A 22,466-nucleotide genomic window follows, 5' to 3' on the forward strand; every position below is an offset into this window, starting at 1 on the left:
CGTTAGGTATCTCTTTGTATATGAGTGTTAAAGTTGAAAATTCAAACTCAGTATTAAAAGTACCAGTACGTTTATTTAGGTTATTTATTTGTATTTTTATTTTTACACTGTTTGTACAAGTTATAAATGATACATTTACACCTCTAATATTGTATTATCTTTCCTCTCCATTAGTAGCATATTTTGTTTATAAAAATAAATTTAATACTAAGATACTCCAAGTGCCTTTTTATGTGTTCTCATCATACATATTGATATACTTTTATTTTAGAAGAAATTTAACAGGAGTATTAAACCTTGTTAGTGAAAATTATATATCTATCATTATTATAATGAATATATCTACTATATATATAATAAAATACATACAAAAAGAAAAAATGCCAATTTTGCCAGTTATTATTGGATTGTTTCTTTCCATATTAGCCAAAGGAAGATCTGGTATAATTACAGTCTTATTCCTTTTAATGCTTGTTGTTTGGTTAAAATGGAAAGAACAAGGAGTGTTAAGAAAAATAGTTACATTTTTAATGTTTTTTATTCCAGTAATAGTTGTTGTTAGATTAAAATGGAGTATGTTATTGAATGCTTTTGAAAAAATGCAATTTTTTGAAAAATTTTCTAAGTCAGGGGTAGATTCACCTTCTCGTAATATAATAAAAGAAGCTTACCTTTCTAATATAAATAATATTACTTTTTTTACGGGTTATAATTATGAAAATAATTATTGGTTTCAATATTATGGTTTAAATCCTCATAATTCGTTTATTAGGTTACATTATTTTTCTGGATTTGCTTTTTTTATAATAATATTTTTATTATTAATTTCATTCTTTAATTTAATAAAGAAAAATCTTTTTTTTGCAGGATTATTAATTACTATTTTGCTTAGAAGTTGGACAGATAGTGTAATTTTTCTAACATTATTTGACTATGTTTTAATTTTACTTACAATAGTAGCATTCAATGACAAAAGAAGAGTTAAACAGATTAATTAAAATAGAAAAGAATCTAGATTTAGATAGTATTAAAATTGATGATATTCCTATATGGAGAATATTAAGGTTTTCGTTTAGGTTAAATTATCTCAAAAGGAAAACAGAATTTAGAAATAAAACAACAAAAAATAAGATAAAAGTAATTGATGTTATTACTAATTATCTAAAATCAAAAAGACAATTTAAAAAAATAAAGAAGCTAAAGATCGAAAATATCGTATTTGCATTTCCAAGATTAACAAGAATTTCTAAAATGGAATATATAGATAGATTTACAGATCCATTAATTGAACAAACTTTAATAGGAGAAAGCTTTGTTGTTTTTCAAAAAACATTGTCTGGGAAGAAATTAGAACCCAGGCATAACTCAAACAAAGTTGTTTATATAGATTCAATAGACATAGAAACATTTTTTACAGTCCCATTTCAAATGGTTAGGTTATATGTAAAACATCAAAAAAAAATCAAGAACTTATTTAACTTGTTAAAAAAAGAGTTTGATTTAGGTAAGAAAGATCTATTCAGTTTTTATTTAAAATTATCTGTTTTTTTTGTAAAAAAAGAAAAATATAAGAAAAAAATAAAATCTCTTGGAGCTAAAAGAATTTTTATAGTTTCTAGAGAAATTTATACATCAGCTATAGTAGCTGCTAAATCATTAGATGTTTCAGTATATGAATTACAACATGGAATTACTTTAGAAAAAACAGTTTTATATTCTGGAATTTATAATAGTGTTGTAGACCCAGATTATTTCCTCGCTTTTGGAGAAAGATCAAAAGGAGAATTTTTTGCTTTACCTAATGATAAAATAATAAATTTAGGTTTTCCTTATATAGATTATCTTAAAAAAAGAATAAAAATAGATAAAAAAAGCATTAATAAGAGTGTATTAATAGCTTCATCTCCTAATATAACAAGTGAAATTTTCTTGATAACAGAAAAATTAGCAAAAAATATAAAAAATTTTACTTTTGTTATAAGGTTACATCCTCAAGAAGGAATAAAAGAAAAGGAAATGAAAATTATAGATAATAATGATAATATAATTATTGATGAAGGTACTATTGATTCTTTTATAAATATTTTAAATTATAATATTATTATAGGAGATAAATCTACTGTTTTATATGAAGGTTTAGCCCTAGGTAAGAATGTCATCAAATTAAACTGTGAAAATTTTGATAATGAACCTAAAGAAGATAATTTTTTATATGCAAATTCTTTTCAGGAACTTGTTAATCATATTAAAAATTGTAATCATAAAAAAAATAAAAATGATAGGACATATTCAAAATTTGATTCATCTAAACTAGAAAAAACATTTAAGAAATGATAAAAGTACTTGTAACGTGTGTAGGATCTGGAGTTGGTCAATCTGTTATTGATTCTTTAAATTTAAAAAGAGATTATGTTTTGATTGGATGCGACGGAAATAACAACGTATATGCTCATAGTTATTGTGATAAATTTTATAAGGTAAGTAGCTTATATTCTAAAGGATATATAGATGAAATAGTTAATATCTGCTTAGAAAATAATGTAAATATAGTGATACCTGGTCATGATCATGAATTAACATTATTCGCAAATAATTTAGATAAATTTGAAAAAGCTAAAATAAAAGTATTGGTTTCTGAACCGAGTGTCACAGAAATAAGTAGAAACAAACAAATTTGGTATGATTATTTTTCTCCAAAAGGGTGTAAAATAGTACCAACTCTTTCAGTTAATGAGTTTAAAAAAAATATAGATACAACAATCTTTCCAGCAATAGTTAAACCTAGTGGAGGTTCAGCATCACAAGGAATTACTATTATCAATACTGAAGATGATTTAAAAGGTTTAAAAGAAGAAGATATAATACAACCTTATTTGTTTCCTGAAGAAGATGATATTAATTATAAGGCAATTAAAGAAGCAGTAAATAAAGGAAAGTTTATTCAGAAATCAGAAATTTCTATTCAATTATTATTTAATAAAGATTCAAAATACGTTGCAGTTTTTATTTCTAAAAACACACTAAAAAATGGGGTTCCGATATTTATAAGTCCAATTAATCCTGATTCTTTTGAGTATATAGATGAGATACTAAAATTTGTTCCAATTTTAGAAAATAAAAAAGTAAAAGGGCCGGTTAATATTCAGGGAAGGATAACACCTAATGGTCTTTGGTTTTTCGAAATGAATATGAGGTTCACAGGGATAACAGGAAATAGAGCATTATTAGGGTTTAATGAAGTGGATTACCTAGTGAGAGATTTTTTAGGTAAAGAAACTTCAATTAAAGGTTACGCTTATAATAAGTTAGGAGTTCGTCAAGTAGCTTGTAGTACTATACCTAAAGAAAAAACAGAAAAGAAAGTTTTAACAATTTTAGGAGCTGGAAGTTCTTTAGGAAAATGTTTTTTAGAGGCAATAGATCATAAAGAATATTATAAAATATATTTAATTTCCAGGGAGAAATCAATTAAAAAGTATAGAGAAATATTTTCTAATCCTATTTTTGAAATTGTTTCCAGTGAAAGCTTTAAGCTTTCAAATTGCTTTACACAATCTGATGTTTTAGTTAATTTTGTAGGAGCATTAGCATATGAAGAAGACAGTTTAAAATATGATGCAATTAGGTATATTTATAAAATGATACCTAAGATATCAAAAGCTAAAATTCCTCAAATAATAAATATTTCATCTCAATCAGTTTATGATCAAAAAGAAAATATTTCTAAAACTGAAGAATCTAGTGTAGAAATAAAAACAAGTTATGCTTTTCAGAAATTAATAATTGAAGATTTTATATCATCAATAAAAGAATTTAATGTTCAATCAAATGTGTTAAATTTGAGATTACCACGTATTTTAAATACAAAAGATATTAATCAGTTAGGTTTTTACGGAACTGTTATTACAAATTGTATTCAAAATAAAGAAACATTAATAAGTAACCCGAATAATAATACGAACTTAATAGATGTAGAAGATGTAGTTGGGGTTGTCAAATATTTGATAGATAATAAAATAAATGAAGAGTCTGTTTTAAATGTTTCAGGCGAAAATATTAGTATGAAAGAATACTGTGAGGAAATAAAAAAACAATTATCTTATGAGAAAAAAGGTATAATTATTTACGGGGATGACTTAACTGTAAAAAACAGTTCTATGTTAAATGGTGAAAAGCTTTTAAATTATGGCTGGAAACCTAAATTTTTAGTAAAAGATATTATTAGCAAAATTATAAAAACAATTAATAATGCGTAGACTTATTTGGAATTTTTTATCTCAAATTTACCCTTTTTTTTTGCGTAAGAGATATAGAATGAACATCGAGAAAAATGTCATAATATCTTATAAAGCAAGATTAGATAAGAGTATAAACCCTAAAGGGATTCATATAGGAGAAAACACTTGGGTATTAGCAAATTCAGTTATATTAGCTCATGATCATTTAAGGAAAATGAAAGTCAATACATACATTGGTAAAAATTGTTTAATAGGAATTGACTCTATAATTATGCCAGGGGTAGTGATAGGTGATCATGTAGTTGTAGGAGCTGGAGCAATAGTTACTAAAGATGTAAAGAGTAATTGTATTGTAGCTGGTAACCCTGCAAAAGTTTTAAAAACAGGGATTAAATTAAATAATAAAGGACAATTAATTAAAGAAAATGTATAATTTATTTTTTAAAAGAGTATTTGATATTTTATTATCATTAGTAGCTTTGCTTTTTCTTTTTCCTGTTCTGTTATTGGTTGTTTTTTGTATAAAAATAGATTCAAAAGGATCTGTTTTTTACATAAAAAAAAGACTTGGTAAGGACCAGAAACTATTTAAGTTTTATAAGTTTAGAACAATGACGGATAAAGAAAGAAGTCAATATAAACAAGTTTTTGAAGGAGATTCTGAAATTACTAGAGTTGGAGCTTTTTTAAGAAGAACTAAAATAGATGAGTTACCTCAATTGTTAAATGTTTTTATAGGAGACATGTCTATAATTGGCCCTAGGCCATGTTTGCCAAAAATGAAGGAACGTTTTGGGAAACATTGGGAAGAAAGGTTTAAAGTAAAACCAGGTCTATCGAGTTTAGCTGCAGTTAAGGGAAGTATATACTTGACATTTGAAGAAAAAGGGTATTGGGATAAATATTATGTTGATAATTTATCTTTTATCCTAGATGTAAAAATTATTTTAAAGACGATTCGAATTGTTTTAATAGGGGAAAAAAAATTATTTAATAAAGCTAACTAAAAATATAAATAATGGAAATAAAAAATTTTAAAGAAGGAGATGAATATCAAATATTTAAATTATTTGAGTTAGTATTTGAGAGACCAATGAACCCTGAATATTGGTATTGGAGGTTTCAAAACAACCCTGCTGGTAAGCACATGATAAAATTAATGTGGAGTGGAGAGACATTAGTTGGTCACTATGCGGTTAGCCCTGTTCAAATGAGTGTAAATAACACAACGGTTTTAGGAGCTCTGTCTATGACTACGATGACTCATCCAGATTATGGTAGACGAGGTATCTTTGGGAGTTTAGCTGAAGCTTTATATAAAGATTTAGAGGAAAATAAAAATGTGCAAGCAATATGGGGCTTCCCTAATAATAATTCACATTATGGTTTTATAAAAAAGTTAAAATGGAATGATTTAGGAGTAATAAATCACTTAATAAAAGACTCTGAAAAAATTGAGTCTGAAAAGAATTCAAATATAAAACTATGTAAAGTATTTAATAATAATCATGAAAATATTATTAAATCGATTACAAGTAATTTTGATGTAAAAGTTGATAGAAACGCCAAGTATTTAAATTGGAGATTTAATGATAACCCAAATGTTGAATATATAACATTTGAATATACTGAAAATATGGAAGTAGAAGCCTTTTTAGTTGTCAAAAAATACCCAACAGAAGAAGAAGGCGTTTATAATATTTTTATAGTAGAAAATGGGATACCTTTTGAAAAATTAGAATTATTACCAAAGTTTTTATCACATATAAAAAATCATTTTGAAGTTTCAATTAAAACGTTTAATATTTGGTTGTCATTATTTGATAAAAGACATATATATTTAGAAAGAAATGGATTTTTAATTGGAGGTAGACCTACTTATTTAGGTTCTAGAAATCAGAGTGAGAATCAAAATATACTTAAAGATTTTAGGAATTGGTATTTTTCTTATAGTGATTCTGATGTTTATTAAATAAAATAATTATTATAAAATGAAAGATATATTAATTGTAGCACCTCATGCAGATGATGAGGTTTTAGGTTGCGGAGGCCTAATTAAGAGAAAATCTAATGAAGGAAATAACGTTATAGTCTTAATAGTAACAAGAGGAACTCCTAAATTATATTCAGATGAAAGAGTTTCTAATGTTAGAAAAGAAGCGCTAGAATCACATAAGATTTTAGGTGTTAAAAAAACACTTTTTCTAGAATTTCATGCACCAGAATTAGATATAACATCTTCTGCAGAGATAGCCAGAGAAATTAGTAAAGTAGTTAAGGAAAACAATATCAGAGAAATGTATATTCCACATAGAGGTGATATTCATTCTGATCATACAATTGTAGCTAATGCATGTTATGTTGCAGCAAGACCTGTAAATGAATGCTCTGTAAAATCTATATTTGCCTATGAAACTCTTTCTGAAACAGAATGGGCACCTCCTTTTGGTGATGATGCTTTTATTCCTACTCATTTTGTTGATATAACTGGCTCTTTTGAGTCTAAGTTAGAAGCTATGAAGTGTTTTAAAAGTCAACTTAAAGAGTTTCCAAATCCTAGATCTTTAGAATGTTTAGAATCTTTATCTAAATTTAGAGGAGCTACTATTGGTGTTAAAAGAGCTGAAGCTTTCATGGTTATAAGGACTATAATATAAAATAGATGAAATTATTTTTTATAAGTATATTTTTATTTAGCATTAATTTCTCTTGCCAAACAGTTAGAAAAAAAAAAGTTAAAAAAATAACTTGGAATGAACATTTAAATAAAGTATATGATGATGGAGTAAAATTCGGAATTAAAGTATATGAAAATCCAATTAATATAATCTACAAAAAAAATGAAAAGGAGAAATTTAGCATACATATTCAAAGACCAAAGACTGTTTTTAAAGCAAGAAAACCTCAGGGTTGGGGATTTGTTCAGTTTCCAAGGTTAATAAAAAAAAATGAAAATACATTAGCAGTTATATGGAATATGAATGAAGATGATGTTTTGGCAAGACCTAAAACAGAATGGAAATTCTCTAAAGATAATGGGAAATCATGGTTTTTTAATAATGAAAAACTTCCATATGATGAAGGGGTATCTTTATCTGATGGAAGTAAACTAAAATTATATTCTAAGAAATATAAAGTAAGTAATTTTCCCCATATAGGATTTAAAGACGATTCAAAAATATCAAAAATATCAAAAAGTAAAAAAAAGGACTTAATAAGTTTTAAAAAATATGATGAATTGGTTTACTATAATGTAGAAAACCTTAATGATTCACTTACAAGTTTTAATTCTATAAAGACTAAAAAAGGAGTTAAAAAAATAAGTAAATCTATAGTTTCATATTTACCTAAAACAATTAAACATTCATTTAAGGGGATATATTATAATCAATTATGGGGAAGGGTGATGAAATTAAAGGATGGAAGTTTATTAACATGCCAATACCCGTATTTTTTTCGTGATGAAAATGATAATATTAATCCATCAGGAGTAGCTTTTTATAAATCATTAGATGATGGAGAATCATGGAGTCAGATAAGTAAAATTCCTTTTTCTATTAATAAGAATTTAGATCAAGATAACTTTAAGTATAGAACTTTTTATGGGTTTACTGAACCTATTTTTCAAATTGTAAATGATCAAAAAATAGTATGTATACTTAGATCTTCACCTACTTATAGATCTGCACCTATGTATATGACTATTTCTAATGACTTAGGGGAAAGTTGGTCTAAACCTAAAGCAATTACAAATCATGGAGTTTTACCTCAATTATTACTTTTAAATAATGGAGTATTAGTACTATCATATGGTAGACCTGGTGTTCAGGTTCGATTTTTAGATACTAAAAAAGAAGAATTAGAATGGTCTGATCCTATAGAAATGTTAAGGGTTAATGGATTAAAAGGACAAGTTTCATGTGGCTATACAAATTTGGTTGCTATGTCAGAAAATGAATTTTTAATTGTTTATTCTGATTTTAGAAGTAGAGATGATGAAGGGAATCTTCGTAAATCGATATTAGTTCGGGAAATATCAATAAAAATTACAGACAAGTAAAGTGTTTATTTTAATTTAGTTATGAGTAAAATATGGTTATCATCACCTCATATGGGAGGTGGAGAACAAAAATATGTACAAGAAGCCTTTGATACTAATTGGGTAGCGCCATTAGGACCAAATGTAAATGGATTTGAAGAGGATTTGGAAAAATATGTAAAGGAAAATTCTAAAGTGGCTTGTTTAGCATCAGGTACTTCTGCTTTACATTTAGCTTTAATTTTAGCAGGTGTAAAATCTGGAGATAATGTAATATGTCAAAGTATGACATTTTCTGCTTCAGCAAATCCAATTAAATATCAAGGAGCTGAACCTATATTTATTGATAGTGAAAAAGATACATGGAATATGTGTCCTTTAGCATTGGAAGCAGGAATTCTAAATTCTATTAGTAAAGGAAGTAAACCAAAGGCAATTATTGTAGTTCATTTATATGGAATGCCAGCAAAAATGGACGAGATTTTAAACATTTCAAAAAAATATGAAATTACTTTAATAGAAGATGCTGCGGAAGCTCTTGGTTCAACTTATAAAGGTCAAAAATGTGGTACTTTTGGAGATTTTGGAGTTTTATCTTTCAATGGAAATAAAATTATAACTACTTCAGGTGGAGGTGCTTTGGTTTGTAATAATCAAGAAGATAAGAATAAAGCGATTTTTTTAGCAACGCAAGCTCGAGATAATGCTCCGCATTATCAACATTCTCATGTAGGATATAACTACAGGATGAGTAATATTACAGCTGGTATTGGTAGAGGACAAATGGAGGTTTTAGATGAACATATAGGGTTTAGAAGGGTAAATAATCAATTTTACAAGGAACTATTTGCAGAAGTCGAAGGAATAGAAGTTTTAAAAGAGCCTGATTCTAATTATTTTTCAAATCATTGGTTAAGTTCTATAATCATTGATAAAGAAAAAACTGGTTTTAGTAGAGAAGATTTAAGGTTTTCAATGCTAGAGGATAACATTGAATCAAGACCATTATGGAAGCCAATGCATATGCAACCTGTTTTTAAGGATTGTTTATTTTATGGAAGCAATATTTCAGAAAAATTATTTGAAGAAGGATTATGCCTTCCTTCAGGATCAAATTTAACAGATAGTGATAGAGATAGAATTAAGGTATCCATACATAAATTATTAAAAAAATAACCTCAGAAATTTTTCTGAGGTTATTTTTTTAATTTAGCAGATATAATTTTACAACAAAATGAAGGGCATAATATTAGCAGGCGGGTCAGGAACTAGGTTATATCCAATAACCAAAGGAATATCAAAACAGTTATTACCTGTTTATGATAAGCCTATGATTTATTATCCGTTGTCTATATTAATGTTGGCTGGTATAAGAGAGATTCTTATTATTTCAACTCCTGTCGATTTACCAAATTTTCAAAAACTGTTAGGTTCTGGAGAGGACTTAGGAATTAAACTTACTTATAAAGAGCAACCATCACCCGATGGTTTAGCTCAAGCATTTATTTTAGGAGAAGAATTTATAGGTAATGATGATGTCTGTATGATCTTAGGAGATAATATTTTTTATGGTCATGGATTACCCGAATTATTAAAAAATGCTATAAAAAATGTTAAAGAAGAAAATAAAGCCACAATTTTTGGATACTATGTGAAAGATCCAAATAGATATGGAGTTGCTGGTTTTGATAGCGAAGGAAATGTAAATTCAATTGAAGAAAAGCCAGATAAACCTAAATCAAATTATGCAGTTGTTGGCTTGTATTTTTATCCGAATAATGTGATTGAGATAGCCAAAAATGTAAAGCCATCAAATAGAGGTGAACTTGAAATTACATCTGTGAATCAAAAATATTTACAAGATCAAAATTTGAAAGTTCAATTAATGGGAAGAGGATTTGCTTGGTTAGATACAGGAACTCATGATTCATTAATGGAAGCAGGACAGTTTATAGAGACTATAGAAAAAAGACAGGGATTAAAAGTGGCTTGTTTAGAAGAAATTGCTTTGTATATGGGGTATATAGATAAGGATCAAGTAAGAAAAATGGCTGAACCATTAAAGAAAAATAACTACGGACAATATTTATTAAATTTAGTAAAAGACTAAAAGTCTACTAAAAATGAACATATTAATAACAGGAGCCTCTGGTCAATTAGGATCAGAAATACAGATTGAATCTAAAAATTTTTCTCAACACAATTATTTTTTCGAGACTTCAAAAAGTCTAGATATCACTAATTCTATTAAAGTAAAAAAATATTTTAAAGATAATAGTATTGATTGTGTAATTAATTGTGCGGCTTATACAGCCGTAGATAAGGCTGAATCTGAGACTGAGTTAGCTCAGCAAGTAAACGTAGGTGGAGTAGAGAATTTAATATTAGCATTAGAAGGTAAGGGAAAGTTTATTCAAATATCTACTGATTACGTTTTTAATGGACAAAATTTTCTTCCTTATAAAGAGTCCGATGATGTTGATCCTATAGGAGTTTATGGTAAAACTAAACTAAAGGGAGAAGAAGTGTTTTTAGATTCTAAGGTTCAAGGTCTTATAATAAGAACATCTTGGGTATATTCTAGTTTTGGTAATAATTTTGTAAAAACAATGTTACGATTAGGAAAAGACAAAGATAATCTTGGAGTTATTTTTGACCAAATAGGTTCTCCAACATATGCTAGAGATTTAGCTAGAGTATGTTTATATTTAATAAATGAAGATTTATCTAATAAATCAAAAGTTTATCATTATTCAAATGAAGGAGTAGTTTCATGGTATGATTTTGCAAAAAATATTATGGAATTAGCCAATCTTAATTGTAAAATAAATCCTATAGAAACAAAAGATTATCCAACACCTGCTAAAAGACCCAATTATTCTGTAATGAATAAATCTAAAATAAAGGAAGATTTTGGAATTGAAATTCCTTACTGGAAAGATTCGTTAAAAGAATGCATATTTAAACTTGAAAATAAATAAATGAAAAACATTTTAATCACTGGAGGGGCTGGTTTTATAGGTTCACATGTAGTTCGATTATTTGTAAATAAGTATCCTGATTACAACATCATTAATTTAGATGCATTAACATATGCAGGAAATCTAAAAAACTTAACAGATATTGAAAACGCCTCTAATTATACGTTTGTGAAAGCAGATATTTGTGATGAAAAAATAATAGATAATATTTTTTCTGAATATAATATTGATGCTGTTATTCATTTAGCAGCTGAGTCACACGTAGATCGTTCTATAAAAGATCCATTATCATTTGCAAAAACAAATGTAATAGGAACATTAAATTTATTACAAGCAGCAAAAAGTAATTGGAATGGTGATTTTAAGAATAATTTATTTTACCATGTTTCTACGGATGAAGTTTATGGTAGTTTAACAGATCAGGGGTTTTTTACTGAGAAAACGCCTTATGATCCACATTCTCCATATTCAGCATCTAAAGCTTCTTCAGATCACTTTGTAAGAGCTTTTTTCGATACATATAGATTGCCAATAGTAATTTCTAATTGTTCCAATAATTACGGATCATATCAGTTTCCTGAGAAGTTAATTCCGTTGTTTATAAACAATATTTGCAATAATAAACCTTTACCAGTTTATGGAAAAGGAGAAAATGTTAGAGATTGGTTGTTTGTTAATGATCATGCTAGAGCAATTGATGTTATTTTTCACAAAGGAAAATTAGGAGACACTTATAATATTGGTGGATTTAATGAATGGAAAAACATTGATTTGATTAAAGTTTTAATAAAAACTGCAGATAGGTTATTAGGTAGGGAAGAAGGAGCTTCTGAAAGCTTAATTACATATGTTACCGATAGAGCAGGACATGATTACAGATACGCCATAGATTCATCTAAATTAAAAGATGAGTTAGGCTGGGAACCTTCGTTACAGTTTGAAGAAGGAATAGAAAAAACAGTTAAATGGTATTTAGAAAATACAGATTGGGTTGAGAATATTGTGAATGGAGATTATCAAAAATATTACTCAGAAATGTATGAGAATCGATAGTAGACGAAAGATTACATTCTAAAACACATAAAAGCCTTTTGAAACTTATTTCAAAAGGCTTTTATGTTGTTTATAAGATTTAATTATTATCTCAATCGCTCTAAACTTAAATCACGATTGTATTTTACTATAAATAAACCTTTATTACTAGTAGCTCCAAAAAGCTTTTTAGAGTATTGAAACTTATTTTTTAAACGTAATGAAACTCCTTCTTTAAATGTATCTGTAAGTTTTTCTCCAGAAGCCATTCTTATTAAGATGTCATAAGTAATATCGAATCCTTTAAAAGAATATTCAGAAGGAATATCTTTGTTTTTTAGACGATATTTTTTGTTAAAAGCTTTAATTTTTTCATTATCCGACTCAGAATAATTATTAGCTACGTAGGTAAAATCTATTCTAGCTAAAGTATTATTATCAACTTCATTATAAGCTCTGTTTTTTTCTACAGCAAAAACTTGCGCGGTCATATTTTCAGGTAAAACAACCATACTATTTAAAGCGTCAGCAACAGCTGCATTATCATCAGAAGTTAAAATTACCCAGTTATGAACACCTTCTTTCATTTCATTGGTAAAACGCTCTTTTTTAATGTATCCATCTTTAGGTTTTAAAACATGAATTTTTTCTATTGAATCATGTTTTTTTAAGCCTGTTAGCATACTTTTAACTAAGTCGTTAGATTCTTCGCTTCCATCACCAACAAGAAAAATATTTTCACCTTTATACAAGCTCTTTAAATGGCTTACTAAAAATTCACTATGAGTTTCTTTATCAGGTGCAGATTTTATAATTTTAGAAGATGAGAATTGTTGTTGATTCTTTGAAAAATGAGGGAAAACTACAGGAACATCTACTTTATCAGCAACCAGTTCAGTTTTATCAGAATAAAAAGGACCAATAACTACGTCAGTTTCATCTAAGCTATTTTGCTCTAAAATTTTAGAAACTAGTTTTCCTCTATTTCCAGTATCAAAAACAGATACGTCAATGTCTATCCCTTGATTTCTGATAGAATCAATTGCCATTTCTGCTCCTAAATAAAAATCAGTAACAATATTTGCTAATCTTGCAGCACTAGCTGATTTTTTGTTTTTTTTCTTATCAAAAATATCTTCATAGTTAATACTGTCATATTCTTTAGCTCTAAAAGGTAATAATAAAGCTAATTTTATAGATTCATCATTTTCAGCAATAGAATCTGTGTATATAGCCAATTCGTCTGTTTCTATTTTTTCTTCAATAGGTCTTATTCTTAAAACTTGACCAATATCTAATTTATCATCAACTATTTCTGGATATTCAGGATTCATTTGAATTAATGTTTCCTTAGATATGTTGTAGAATCTAGTTAAACCATAAACTGTTTCTTTTGGTTTAACGATATGAGTTACGTGATTTTTCAAATCTTCTTCTCTAGAAATATAGATTAATTTTTTTTCAGCAACTTTAATTTTTAAGTTTTGACCAACGTCTAAATAATTGTCTTTAATTCTAGGGAATTGCGGATTCCATTTAATTAGATCGTCTTTAGAAATATTATATTCTTTTGTGATTCTGTATACTGTTTCTCCTGGTTGAACAGTATGATCTTTAAACTCATAAACAGTTCTAACTATTTGAGTAGAGTCAGGAGACTGAGAAGTTTCGTTTTCAGTGTCTTTTTTTATATCTTCTATATCTTTCTCTTCAGAAGGTACAGATTCATTGGTGTTTTTTGTTTCTTTACCTTTTTGTATTAAAGGTATTGTTTTTTGATATTCAGGATTAGGAATAATGATAGTACTATTTGCTGAAGGACTATCTCCGATATCTGGGTTTAATCTAACTAAATCTTCTGTTTCTACATTAATTCTTTTAGCGATGTCTCGCATTGTTTCTCCTTCTTTTACTTTATAAGAAATATATCTTTTTTGTTGGCTACAAGAAAAAAACAAACTCAATATTAAAGTAAAAGTCAAGAACTTTATTGTATTCATACATTTTTTTTTAGAATATACATACTGCATCACTAGAACGTTTCCCTTTTGATTTAATTATAATTTTTAATACAAAGTGTAAACCAAATATACATTACTTTTAAATAAAAAGGTAAAAAATATATTCAGTTTACACTTTATACAACGAAAATAAACTTTTTTAGATTATTCCCACTCAATAGTTGCAGGAGGTTTTGAGCTAATATCGTATACAACTCTGTTTACGCCTCTTACATTATTAATTATTTTATTAGATGTTTTTTGTAAAAATTCATATGGTAAGTTTACCCAATCAGCAGTCATACCATCAGTACTTTCAACAGCTCTCAAAGCAACTACTTTTTCATAAGTTCTTTCATCACCCATAACACCAACAGAATTTACAGGTAATAATATAGCTCCAGCTTGCCATACTTTATCATACAAACCATCTTCTTTTAGTCCATTGATAAAAATAGCATCAACCTCTTGTAGTATACGTACTTTTTCAGCAGTTATATCTCCTAAAATACGAATTGCTAAACCAGGTCCAGGGAAAGGATGTCTACCTAAAAGTTCTTTGTCTATTCCCATAGAAGCACCAACGCGTCTTACTTCATCTTTAAAAATCATGCGTAATGGTTCAACTACTTTTAATTTCATAAAATCAGGAAGTCCTCCTACGTTATGATGACTTTTAATAGTTGCTGATGGACCACCGTTTACAGATACAGATTCAATTACATCAGGATATATAGTACCTTGTGCTAGCCATTTAGCATTTTCTACTTTTGAAGCTTCATCATCAAAAACTTCAATAAAAACTCTACCAATTGTTTTACGTTTTGTTTCAGGATCACTTATTCCTTCTAAAGCAGTTAAAAAGCGCTCAGAAGCATCTACACCTTTAACATTCAATCCCATTCCTTCGTACTGCTTAAGTACACTAGAGAATTCATCTTTTCTTAATAAACCATTGTTAACAAAAATACAATGAAGGTTGTCGCCAATAGCTTTGTGTAGTAAAACACCAGCTACGGTAGAATCAACTCCACCAGAAAGACCTAAGATAACTTTATCATCACCAATTTTCTCTTTTAAACCGTTAACAGTTGACTCAACAAAAGAATTTGGAGTCCAGTTCTGTTCAACTTCAGCAATATCTACTAAAAAGTTTTTAAGTAATTGAGTACCGTCTGTTGAGTGGTATACTTCTGGGTGAAACTGAATAGCATATGTAGTTTCTCCTTCAATTCTATAAGCAGCATTTTCTACATCATGCGTACTAGCTAATAAAACACCGTTTGTAGGTAATTCTTTTATCGTATCAGAGTGGCTCATCCATACTTGGCTGCCTTCTGAAATACTTTTGAAAAATTCTTCGTCGTTTTTTATGAAAGATAAATTAGCTCTACCATATTCTCTTGTGTTTGATGGTGCTACTAATCCTCCTGAAAAATGAGCTAAATACTGTGCTCCATAACAAACAGCTAATAAAGGTTTTTTACCTCTAATTTCTGATAAATCTGGGTGAGGTGCTTCTTCAGAACGAACTGAAGATGGACTACCAGATAAAATCACTGCTTTGAAATTATTTAAATTTTCAGGAATTCTATTGAAAGGGTGAATTTCACAGTAAATGTTTAATTCTCTTACACGGCGCGCAATTAATTGCGTGTATTGCGATCCGAAATCTAATATAAGTACATTGTGTTGTTGCATCCGCAAAAATAACAGTTTGATTTTATTTTTGCGGTTATTTTTTACAGATTTTAATATCTGTATACAATTGCATTAATATTCATTCCTGCACCTACTGAAGCTAAGATAATAACATCACCTTTTTCTAACTTTTGATTTTCTATTTTGTTCTTTAAAACTAAGTCAAATAAAGTAGGAACTGTGGCTACAGAACTATTACCTAACTTATGAATACTCATAGGCATTATGTTCTCTGGAATTGGCTTTTTGTAAAGTCTATAAAAACGTTTGATAATAGCTTCATCCATTTTTTCGTTTGCTTGATGAATAAAAATTTTCTTAATATCATCAATAGCCACACCGCTTTTATCAACAGCAGCTTTCATAGCTGTAGGAACATTTGTGAGTGCAAATTCATATATTTTTCTACCATACATTTTAATGTATCTCACATTTGGATCTTCATTTTTGTCATATGAATTACCAAAGAATAAATGGTAAGCTTCATCTTTAGCAAATGTTTGAGAAGCGTGACTTAAAATACCGCTATCTGATGTTGCATCTTCAGAGGCTTCAACAATACAAGCTCCAGCACCATCACTATAAATCATAGAATCTCTATCGTGTTTATCAACAACCCTAGATAAAGTTTCAGCACCAATAACTAATACTTTTTTTGCAATGCCAGCATGTATAAAAGCTTTTGCTTGAATTACACCTTCAACCCAACCAGGACAACCAAAAAGCACATCGTATGCTACACAATTAGGATTTTTAATTCGAAGTAAATGTTTTACTCTTGTAGCTAAACTAGGTATAATATCACTTTGTATAGCATCATTCTTTACATCACCAAAAGTATGAGCTAAAATAATATAATCAAGGTCTTCGGCACTAATACCAGCATCTTCAATTGCTTTTTCGGCTGCAAAATAACCTAAATCAGAAGCTGTAAAATGGTCTTCAGCATATCTTCTTTCTTCAATACCCGTAATGGTTTTGAATTTTTCAATAATTACACTGTTATCGGCTTCAAAATTGCTGCCATCAACATTTAAAAATCTATTACTACTAAATTTTGAATTTTCCTTTTTAATATTAGGGATATAGCATCCTGTACCTGTAATTACTGCCTTCATTGCTAAGATTTTTTTCTACAATTAAAACAAATAAACAAGATTTAATTTATGAAACCTATTATTTGTATCAATGAATCTGAATTTTTGTTAAATTCTCATTTTATCTTTTTAAAATTGGTTTTTTGATAAAAAAAAGATTGTTTTATTGTTTAGTGACTAAGTCTTGTAGTTTTGTAAATGAGTTTTTAATTTTTAAAGAAATGAGCTATCGAAAGAAAAGGGTAGTAGTGAAACTAGCGATTCTACTTTTATGATTTTACCAACTTCTCCCATAAATATAATCTCTATTGGTTCTTTTTGATTGAATTCAAATTCATGTATTGCTTGTCTGCATGCTCCACACGGACCAACAGGTTTATCTACTGTGTATTCTAAAGAAGCAGCAGTTATAACTAATTTTTTTATTTTAACTCTTGGGTATTCAGATCCAGCTTTCCATATAGCAACTCTTTCAGCACACATTCCTGAAGGATATGCAGCATTTTCTTGATTATTACCAGTTATAATAATATCATTTTCTAGTAATAAAGCTGCACCAACATTAAACTTAGAGTATGGGGCATATGCTTTTTTTCTTGCTTCTATAGCATCGTTCATTAATTTTTGATCTTCTTGATTTAAATCAGAAAGGTTGTCATAAAGAACTGCACTTGTTGTAACATTAATTTTTTTCAAATGTAAAATTTTTAGAAAAAAAAACAGTCTAAAATTAATTTAAGACTGTTTGTATTGATAACACTAAGTTATGAAAAAATATTTTTAATAATCATCATAAATTTCACCAAGATCAAAAGCTAAAGAGAATCTTAATGTATTTTCTAATGGATTGTTTACGTCAGATACGTTTACAAGGTAAGAAAGATCAACAGAGAAAGACTGTGCTGTAAATCCTGCACCTAAAGTAAAGAACTTTCTGTTTCCTTTGTTTTCACTTTCGTTAAAGTAACCAGCTCTTAAAGCAAATGCTTTGTTATAGCTATATTCAGCCCCTAAAGACCAGTTCACTTCTTCTAACTCTTCACTAAAAGGTCTATCACCTAAAGAAGTAAACATTCCTTCAAACCAACCTCTGGTAGATAAGTTACCGCTAGATGGAACTAATAATTTTCTAAATTCAAGGTTTAAACCTAAAATGTTAAAATCATCAAAGATGAAATCAAATCCACCACCAATTTTACCAATTGTAGGAATAAAGTTTTCTTGACCTGGTGAATATTCTACTTTAGGACCAATGTTTGCAACATTAATACCTAAACGATATCTACCATTAAAAGAACCATAGTTTTCTTCATCAGATTGATAGTAAGCAGCAATATCAACACCAAAAGAGTTAACAGCTTCTAAAGAACTATCTGTAATATCTAAGTTAGAGTTAATGTATTTTAAACCTACAGCCATAGATACTTTTTCGCTTAATTTTAATGAATAGTATCCAGATAAAGCTAATTCAGATGGATTGATAGATGATGTTATTGTTCCTATATCATTTGTTAAATCAATTCTACCTAAAGAGAAATATTTTAAATCTACACCCCAAGCACTATTCTCATCATATCTATTTACAACAGAAAAGTTTCCTGCAAAAATATCATCTGTTAAGTTACGTAACCAAGGTACATAACTTACACCGATACTAAGTTTACTTTCATTAAAAGTTATTTTAGCAGGGTTGTGGAATAAAGAGTAAGCATCTGAAGAAGTAGCTACCCCTATGTCTCCCATACCTCCAGCTCTTGCATCAGAACTAATTTGTAAAAATGGAACTGCAGTTGAAATAGCCCTAGAATCTAATTGGGCTTTTATTTTTGCATTGAAAGCAAATAGTAAGGTGATTAGAATTAATTTTTTCATTTTTAGTTTAAAAATTTGTGAGACAAATATATAATTTTATTACAGTATTACCAGCTTCTCATACTTTTCTGATGATAATTTATTCACCATTGAAGTAACTTTTATCTTATACAAATACACTCCTTTACCTATTTTATTTCCAAAATCATCCATTCCGTTCCATGAGATTGATCTAGACAATCCTCCAGTAGTTTGTACTGTTTGATTTAAAGTTTTTACCAGTTTACCTGAAACAGTAAATACTTGTACTTGCACTTCTAAAGGTTCGTTAGGTTTGTTGTGATTAAACCAAAACTCTGTATAGTTTGTGAAAGGGTTTGGATAATTTAAAACGTTATTTAGTAACAGTTTTGTATCACTAGTGACTTCAAAGCTTAACGTAGCTTCTGAAGAATTATTATACGTATCCCAAGCTTTTATTTTGATTGTATGCTTACCAACAGATAAATCTCTTAATTGAAAAGAGACAGTTCCTTTGGTAAAATCATTAAGCTCAGTTTCGTAAAAATCATTTAAAATAATAGGAGAGGCTTCGTTACCATCTAAAATGGCAACAATATCATGGTCGATAGCAGTAATTGAGGTGTTGATACCACTGCTATCTGATAATTTTACAATTAAATTTGGAGAGGTGTTAGTTTGTCCTCCATCAATGAATGATTCATCATTCATAAAAGGTTGAATTTCTGGACCAATATTATCTTCAGGAGCATTTTCATCAATTCCCCCAACATCAATGTCAAAGTTAACTCCAGCAGTATCTACTTTTTCATTTTGAGCATAAAAACTAAATTTTCCTTTACCTACAGCTATTTTTATATCCTTTGGGACTATAAATTCAAGATTAAAAATTCCATTATTAACAGATGATTTACCTCTGAAAATTTTACTCTCTTGAGAATCAAAAGTATTTATAACTCCAAAACCATCATTATCTAAAGTAGTTTTATCAATAGGTTTATCAAAGAATGTTGTAAAAATAGTTCCGTTATAATCACTTAAAATATTCCCAGATGCATCTGTTACAGCTCCTTCTACTTGAACTTTAGATAATGCTTTTAAAACATCAGTAGGTCCAGAGATAGGATTTCCATTTAAAGATTGTATACGAACATCTGGTTTAGGAATAGCTAAACGCATAGCGGGATCACCAAAAAAGTAAATGAAAAAACGTTCACTTGTAGTTGTTTCATTTTTTGCTTTGATAAGATTTTCAGCAATAGAATCGTCACTATTATTATAATCTAAAACATATTTAGTAAGATCTCTATTGAAAACTTCTCCCGTACTTATAAAAACTTCTCTAGTAGTTGTAATCATACTAACAGCTCCACCATTAGCATTCAAGAATAATTGTTCTCCTGCAGTATTTCTCAAAGGATTGTCAAATCGAGAAAAATCACAAGTAACAGTAATAAATAAAGGAAGTTTATTAGGGTTGTTAAACCCTCTGATTTGAGGAACTTCTAAAATTCTTTCAGTAGCCAATCCATCTTCACCACCATGACCAAAATAATTAAAAAGTAATGTTCCTTTTTCTATAGAATTGGTAACTGCAGTTTTAGCATCTGGGTACCTTTCTCCGCCCGAAGAATTTTCTTGCTTAAAGGCATCTAGATAAATTTTGTTAATGTTTAGTATTGGTTTGTTAATTTTTATATCATCAGCTATTTCTTCAATACCTGTTTGCAGACTTCTATCAGAATCTGCGTCTATGTCGTCTGCAACAAGTGTTATGTTATTTCTCCAATCACCAAAAGAATCAGCACTGTAATAACTTAAAATTTTATTTACTACTTCATTGGCTTCTTGTGTGGTTGAAATAGGAATTCTTCCTGAAGCAATATCTATTTTGTCATCAGGATTCATAAAACCATCATTGTCACTAATCATTACAAAAAAATCATCAGTAACATATGCACGCACTAAGTGAAAACTTTCTTCTGCATGATATGTAGGAACTATATTGTTATTGTTAGATATTCTATCTTTAAAATCATAAGAAGAATCTCCAAAAAAACATACATACCTTAGTTTTCTTGTACTAGAATTGTCATGTAAATATTTAATAAAATCCCTAATGGCTACAATATCGGGTGAACCTGAACCAAATTCGTTGTAAATTTCAGATAAATTAACAACTTTGGTGTTTAAGTTAGAATTTGTTTGGTGGTAATTAGTTAGCCTTTCAGCTTCATTTATGAATTCACTTGAAGTTATCACCAAATAATCAATATTAGTTAATCCATGTAAGTTCTGATTGGAAACAATTCTGTTTGGTATTTGAATAGGACTGTAAAAATCGTTTGAATCAAGAAAAACATATTCTTTTAAACTTCCACCATTTGTTTTGAAAGCAAAATTATTATCAGAAGCATCTTCATCTGTAATACTGATTGGATTTAAAGGATCAGTAACATTCCATACACCAAAAATATTTGCAGTGTTGTTAATTGAATAGTCTACAATCCCTGAACTTTTAGCTTCTATAAAGCTGCGAAAAGTAAATTGTTTTCTATCGGTAGTAAGTCTTTTTTTTCCAATTACTTCAATATAATCTAGGTAAGCTTTGGCTGAAGGATTTCCGTTGTTGTTATAATTTAGCTGGAATTCAATTTCATTTGTTGCAGTTATATTACCGCGACTGCTTATTAAACTAGCTTGATTACCTGGACGATTACTAGGCACAGGAGTGAAACCCATAGTTGGTAGGGTAGTACCATTAGAGACTATATTCATTGTTGAGCTAGTGCTAGATTGTGCAACAGCAGATACTGTTACATTAGCGTTTGATCCAGCTACCGCATTATCAAAAGGTATTTTAAAAAGAAGGTTACTATTAACATTAAAACTTTCACCCATCCATAATCTTCCTAAAGCTAATAAATTTACTTCTTCATTTTCATAAAATTGAAAATCATCGTATTCATTAATATTAACTGTACTTGTTCCAGTTAAAGGTGTAGAATTAGAAATTCGTTTACTAGGATTGCTATTTACAGTTAAAAAATAATATGATCTGTCAGAATAAATATTTTGGTTGTGAACAGCAGTTTCGTTGGTAATGTTTACTGTCCAACTGTGAGGTCCGATACCATAAAAAAGGATAAAATCATTATCGTTAAATACATTGTCGTCTTCACCCTGAACAAAAATTGCATTTTCAACCAAGTCATCATGTCTAAAATTAGATGCTAATTCAGGTAATAAATGACCACCATTACCATAAATTTTTATATCTTTAGGATTGATGTTATTTACATTGATCCCTAATTCGCTTAAAAAATTACGATCTAACTTAAAAACACCAGTAGTATTTATAGCAAATTTGTACCAATTTCCGTTGCTTAGCACAGAGTTTTTACTTTGACTATTCACTATTAAAGTGAAAAAAAACAATATGTATAGTGACTTTTTTCTCATAAATTGTTCTTATTTAACGCAGGGCTGTGTTAAATAGTGTTTATTTTACAAGATTAATTATAATAAAACAAAAAAGCAATCGT

The 22,466-nt window shown here is 28.5% G+C and carries 18 protein-coding genes; 12 read left to right on the plus strand and 6 right to left on the minus strand.

The annotated features are described in order from the left end of the window. Positions 1-380 precede the first annotated feature (380 nt). The 12 genes from EYW44_RS09280 to rfbB are packed head-to-tail and all read left to right on the plus strand — an operon-like array spanning position 381 to position 12,311. Positions 381-998, plus strand: coding sequence for a hypothetical protein (locus tag EYW44_RS09280; protein ID WP_132723394.1), 618 nt, complete (start codon positions 381-383; stop codon positions 996-998). Then, complete coding sequence (locus EYW44_RS09285; RefSeq protein ID WP_132723395.1) at positions 967-2,334, plus strand: hypothetical protein; 1,368 nt, start codon at positions 967-969, stop codon at positions 2,332-2,334. Before EYW44_RS09280 ends, EYW44_RS09285 begins: the two co-directional genes overlap by 32 nt. Then, positions 2,331-4,256 carry an NAD-dependent epimerase/dehydratase family protein gene (locus tag EYW44_RS09290; RefSeq protein ID WP_132723396.1) on the plus strand — a complete coding sequence of 642 codons (1,926 nt, stop codon included), beginning with the start codon at positions 2,331-2,333 and terminating at the stop codon, positions 4,254-4,256. Before EYW44_RS09285 ends, EYW44_RS09290 begins: the two co-directional genes overlap by 4 nt. 58 nt (positions 4,257-4,314) lie before the next feature. Then, complete coding sequence (locus tag EYW44_RS09295; RefSeq protein ID WP_132723397.1) at positions 4,315-4,671, plus strand: acyltransferase; 357 nt, start codon at positions 4,315-4,317, stop codon at positions 4,669-4,671. Further along, positions 4,664-5,245 carry a sugar transferase gene (locus EYW44_RS09300; RefSeq protein ID WP_132723398.1) on the plus strand — a complete coding sequence of 194 codons (582 nt, stop codon included), beginning with the start codon at positions 4,664-4,666 and terminating at the stop codon, positions 5,243-5,245. The genes EYW44_RS09295 and EYW44_RS09300 overlap by 8 nt, the downstream gene beginning before the upstream one ends. A gap of 11 nt (positions 5,246-5,256) precedes the next feature. Next, positions 5,257-6,210 carry a GNAT family N-acetyltransferase gene (locus EYW44_RS09305; RefSeq protein ID WP_132723399.1) on the plus strand — a complete coding sequence of 318 codons (954 nt, stop codon included), beginning with the start codon at positions 5,257-5,259 and terminating at the stop codon, positions 6,208-6,210. 19 nt (positions 6,211-6,229) lie between these two features. Continuing rightward, a complete protein-coding gene (locus EYW44_RS09310) occupies positions 6,230-6,895 on the plus strand; it encodes a PIG-L deacetylase family protein (protein ID WP_132723400.1) in 666 nt (221 codons plus the stop codon). Between the two features lie 5 nt (positions 6,896-6,900). Beyond that, on the plus strand, positions 6,901-8,298 hold the full coding sequence (locus EYW44_RS09315; protein ID WP_132723401.1) for a sialidase family protein: 1,398 nt from the start codon (positions 6,901-6,903) through the stop codon (positions 8,296-8,298). 21 nt (positions 8,299-8,319) lie between these two features. Further along, the gene (locus EYW44_RS09320) at positions 8,320-9,453 is read left to right on the plus strand and encodes an aminotransferase class I/II-fold pyridoxal phosphate-dependent enzyme (RefSeq protein ID WP_132723402.1); all 1,134 of its coding nucleotides are present in this window, start codon (positions 8,320-8,322) and stop codon (positions 9,451-9,453) included. A 58-nt stretch (positions 9,454-9,511) separates the two neighbouring features. Further along, positions 9,512-10,387, plus strand: a complete 876-nt coding sequence (rfbA, locus tag EYW44_RS09325) for a glucose-1-phosphate thymidylyltransferase RfbA (RefSeq protein ID WP_132723403.1) — start codon at positions 9,512-9,514, stop codon at positions 10,385-10,387. Positions 10,388-10,400: 13 nt separating this feature from the next. Beyond that, a complete protein-coding gene (gene rfbD, locus EYW44_RS09330) occupies positions 10,401-11,258 on the plus strand; it encodes a dTDP-4-dehydrorhamnose reductase (RefSeq protein WP_132723404.1) in 858 nt (285 codons plus the stop codon). Then, complete coding sequence (rfbB, locus tag EYW44_RS09335; RefSeq protein ID WP_132723405.1) at positions 11,259-12,311, plus strand: dTDP-glucose 4,6-dehydratase; 1,053 nt, start codon at positions 11,259-11,261, stop codon at positions 12,309-12,311. Between the two features lie 86 nt (positions 12,312-12,397). On the opposite strand, the gene EYW44_RS09340 is transcribed toward rfbB, so the two are convergent. From EYW44_RS09340 to porU, 6 genes are all read right to left on the minus strand, one after another. Continuing rightward, positions 12,398-14,290, minus strand: coding sequence for a PBP1 and LysM peptidoglycan-binding domain-containing protein (locus EYW44_RS09340; protein WP_165872190.1), 1,893 nt, complete (start codon positions 14,288-14,290; stop codon positions 12,398-12,400). Positions 14,291-14,455: 165 nt separating this feature from the next. Beyond that, positions 14,456-15,991: a glutamine-hydrolyzing GMP synthase gene (gene guaA / locus EYW44_RS09345; protein ID WP_132723407.1), complete on the minus strand. Its 1,536-nt coding sequence runs from the start codon at positions 15,989-15,991 to the stop codon at positions 14,456-14,458. A 50-nt stretch (positions 15,992-16,041) separates the two neighbouring features. Next, positions 16,042-17,109 carry a 3-oxoacyl-ACP synthase III family protein gene (locus EYW44_RS09350; protein WP_132723408.1) on the minus strand — a complete coding sequence of 356 codons (1,068 nt, stop codon included), beginning with the start codon at positions 17,107-17,109 and terminating at the stop codon, positions 16,042-16,044. Positions 17,110-17,301: 192 nt separating this feature from the next. Further along, positions 17,302-17,784 carry a cytidine deaminase gene (gene cdd / locus EYW44_RS09355; protein ID WP_132723409.1) on the minus strand — a complete coding sequence of 161 codons (483 nt, stop codon included), beginning with the start codon at positions 17,782-17,784 and terminating at the stop codon, positions 17,302-17,304. A gap of 84 nt (positions 17,785-17,868) precedes the next feature. Continuing rightward, positions 17,869-18,960 carry a type IX secretion system outer membrane channel protein PorV gene (porV, locus tag EYW44_RS09360; RefSeq protein ID WP_132723410.1) on the minus strand — a complete coding sequence of 364 codons (1,092 nt, stop codon included), beginning with the start codon at positions 18,958-18,960 and terminating at the stop codon, positions 17,869-17,871. A 39-nt stretch (positions 18,961-18,999) separates the two neighbouring features. After that, complete coding sequence (gene porU / locus EYW44_RS09365) at positions 19,000-22,383, minus strand: type IX secretion system sortase PorU (RefSeq protein WP_132723411.1); 3,384 nt, start codon at positions 22,381-22,383, stop codon at positions 19,000-19,002. Between the last annotated feature and the right edge of the window lie 83 nt (positions 22,384-22,466).

Source organism: Tenacibaculum sp. M341 (assembly GCF_004337695.1).
In the GTDB taxonomy this organism is placed as follows: domain Bacteria; phylum Bacteroidota; class Bacteroidia; order Flavobacteriales; family Flavobacteriaceae; genus Polaribacter.

Bases quoted from the DNA above. Each gene is read 5' to 3' on its own strand.
- EYW44_RS09280 (WP_132723394.1), top strand. From the start codon at position 381: ATGCCAATTTTGCCAGTTATTATTGGATTGTTTCTTTCCATATTAGCC.
- EYW44_RS09285 (WP_132723395.1), top strand. From the start codon at position 967: ATGACAAAAGAAGAGTTAAACAGATTAATTAAAATAGAAAAGAATCTA.
- EYW44_RS09290 (WP_132723396.1), top strand. From the start codon at position 2,331: ATGATAAAAGTACTTGTAACGTGTGTAGGATCTGGAGTTGGTCAATCT.
- EYW44_RS09295 (WP_132723397.1), top strand. From the start codon at position 4,315: ATGAACATCGAGAAAAATGTCATAATATCTTATAAAGCAAGATTAGAT.
- EYW44_RS09300 (WP_132723398.1), top strand. From the start codon at position 4,664: ATGTATAATTTATTTTTTAAAAGAGTATTTGATATTTTATTATCATTA.
- EYW44_RS09305 (WP_132723399.1), top strand. From the start codon at position 5,257: ATGGAAATAAAAAATTTTAAAGAAGGAGATGAATATCAAATATTTAAA.
- EYW44_RS09310 (WP_132723400.1), top strand. From the start codon at position 6,230: ATGAAAGATATATTAATTGTAGCACCTCATGCAGATGATGAGGTTTTA.
- EYW44_RS09315 (WP_132723401.1), top strand. From the start codon at position 6,901: ATGAAATTATTTTTTATAAGTATATTTTTATTTAGCATTAATTTCTCT.
- EYW44_RS09320 (WP_132723402.1), top strand. From the start codon at position 8,320: ATGAGTAAAATATGGTTATCATCACCTCATATGGGAGGTGGAGAACAA.
- rfbA (WP_132723403.1), top strand. From the start codon at position 9,512: ATGAAGGGCATAATATTAGCAGGCGGGTCAGGAACTAGGTTATATCCA.
- rfbD (WP_132723404.1), top strand. From the start codon at position 10,401: ATGAACATATTAATAACAGGAGCCTCTGGTCAATTAGGATCAGAAATA.
- rfbB (WP_132723405.1), top strand. From the start codon at position 11,259: ATGAAAAACATTTTAATCACTGGAGGGGCTGGTTTTATAGGTTCACAT.
- EYW44_RS09340 (WP_165872190.1), bottom strand. From the start codon at position 14,290: ATGAATACAATAAAGTTCTTGACTTTTACTTTAATATTGAGTTTGTTT.
- guaA (WP_132723407.1), bottom strand. From the start codon at position 15,991: ATGCAACAACACAATGTACTTATATTAGATTTCGGATCGCAATACACG.
- EYW44_RS09350 (WP_132723408.1), bottom strand. From the start codon at position 17,109: ATGAAGGCAGTAATTACAGGTACAGGATGCTATATCCCTAATATTAAA.
- porV (WP_132723410.1), bottom strand. From the start codon at position 18,960: ATGAAAAAATTAATTCTAATCACCTTACTATTTGCTTTCAATGCAAAA.
- porU (WP_132723411.1), bottom strand. From the start codon at position 22,383: ATGAGAAAAAAGTCACTATACATATTGTTTTTTTTCACTTTAATAGTG.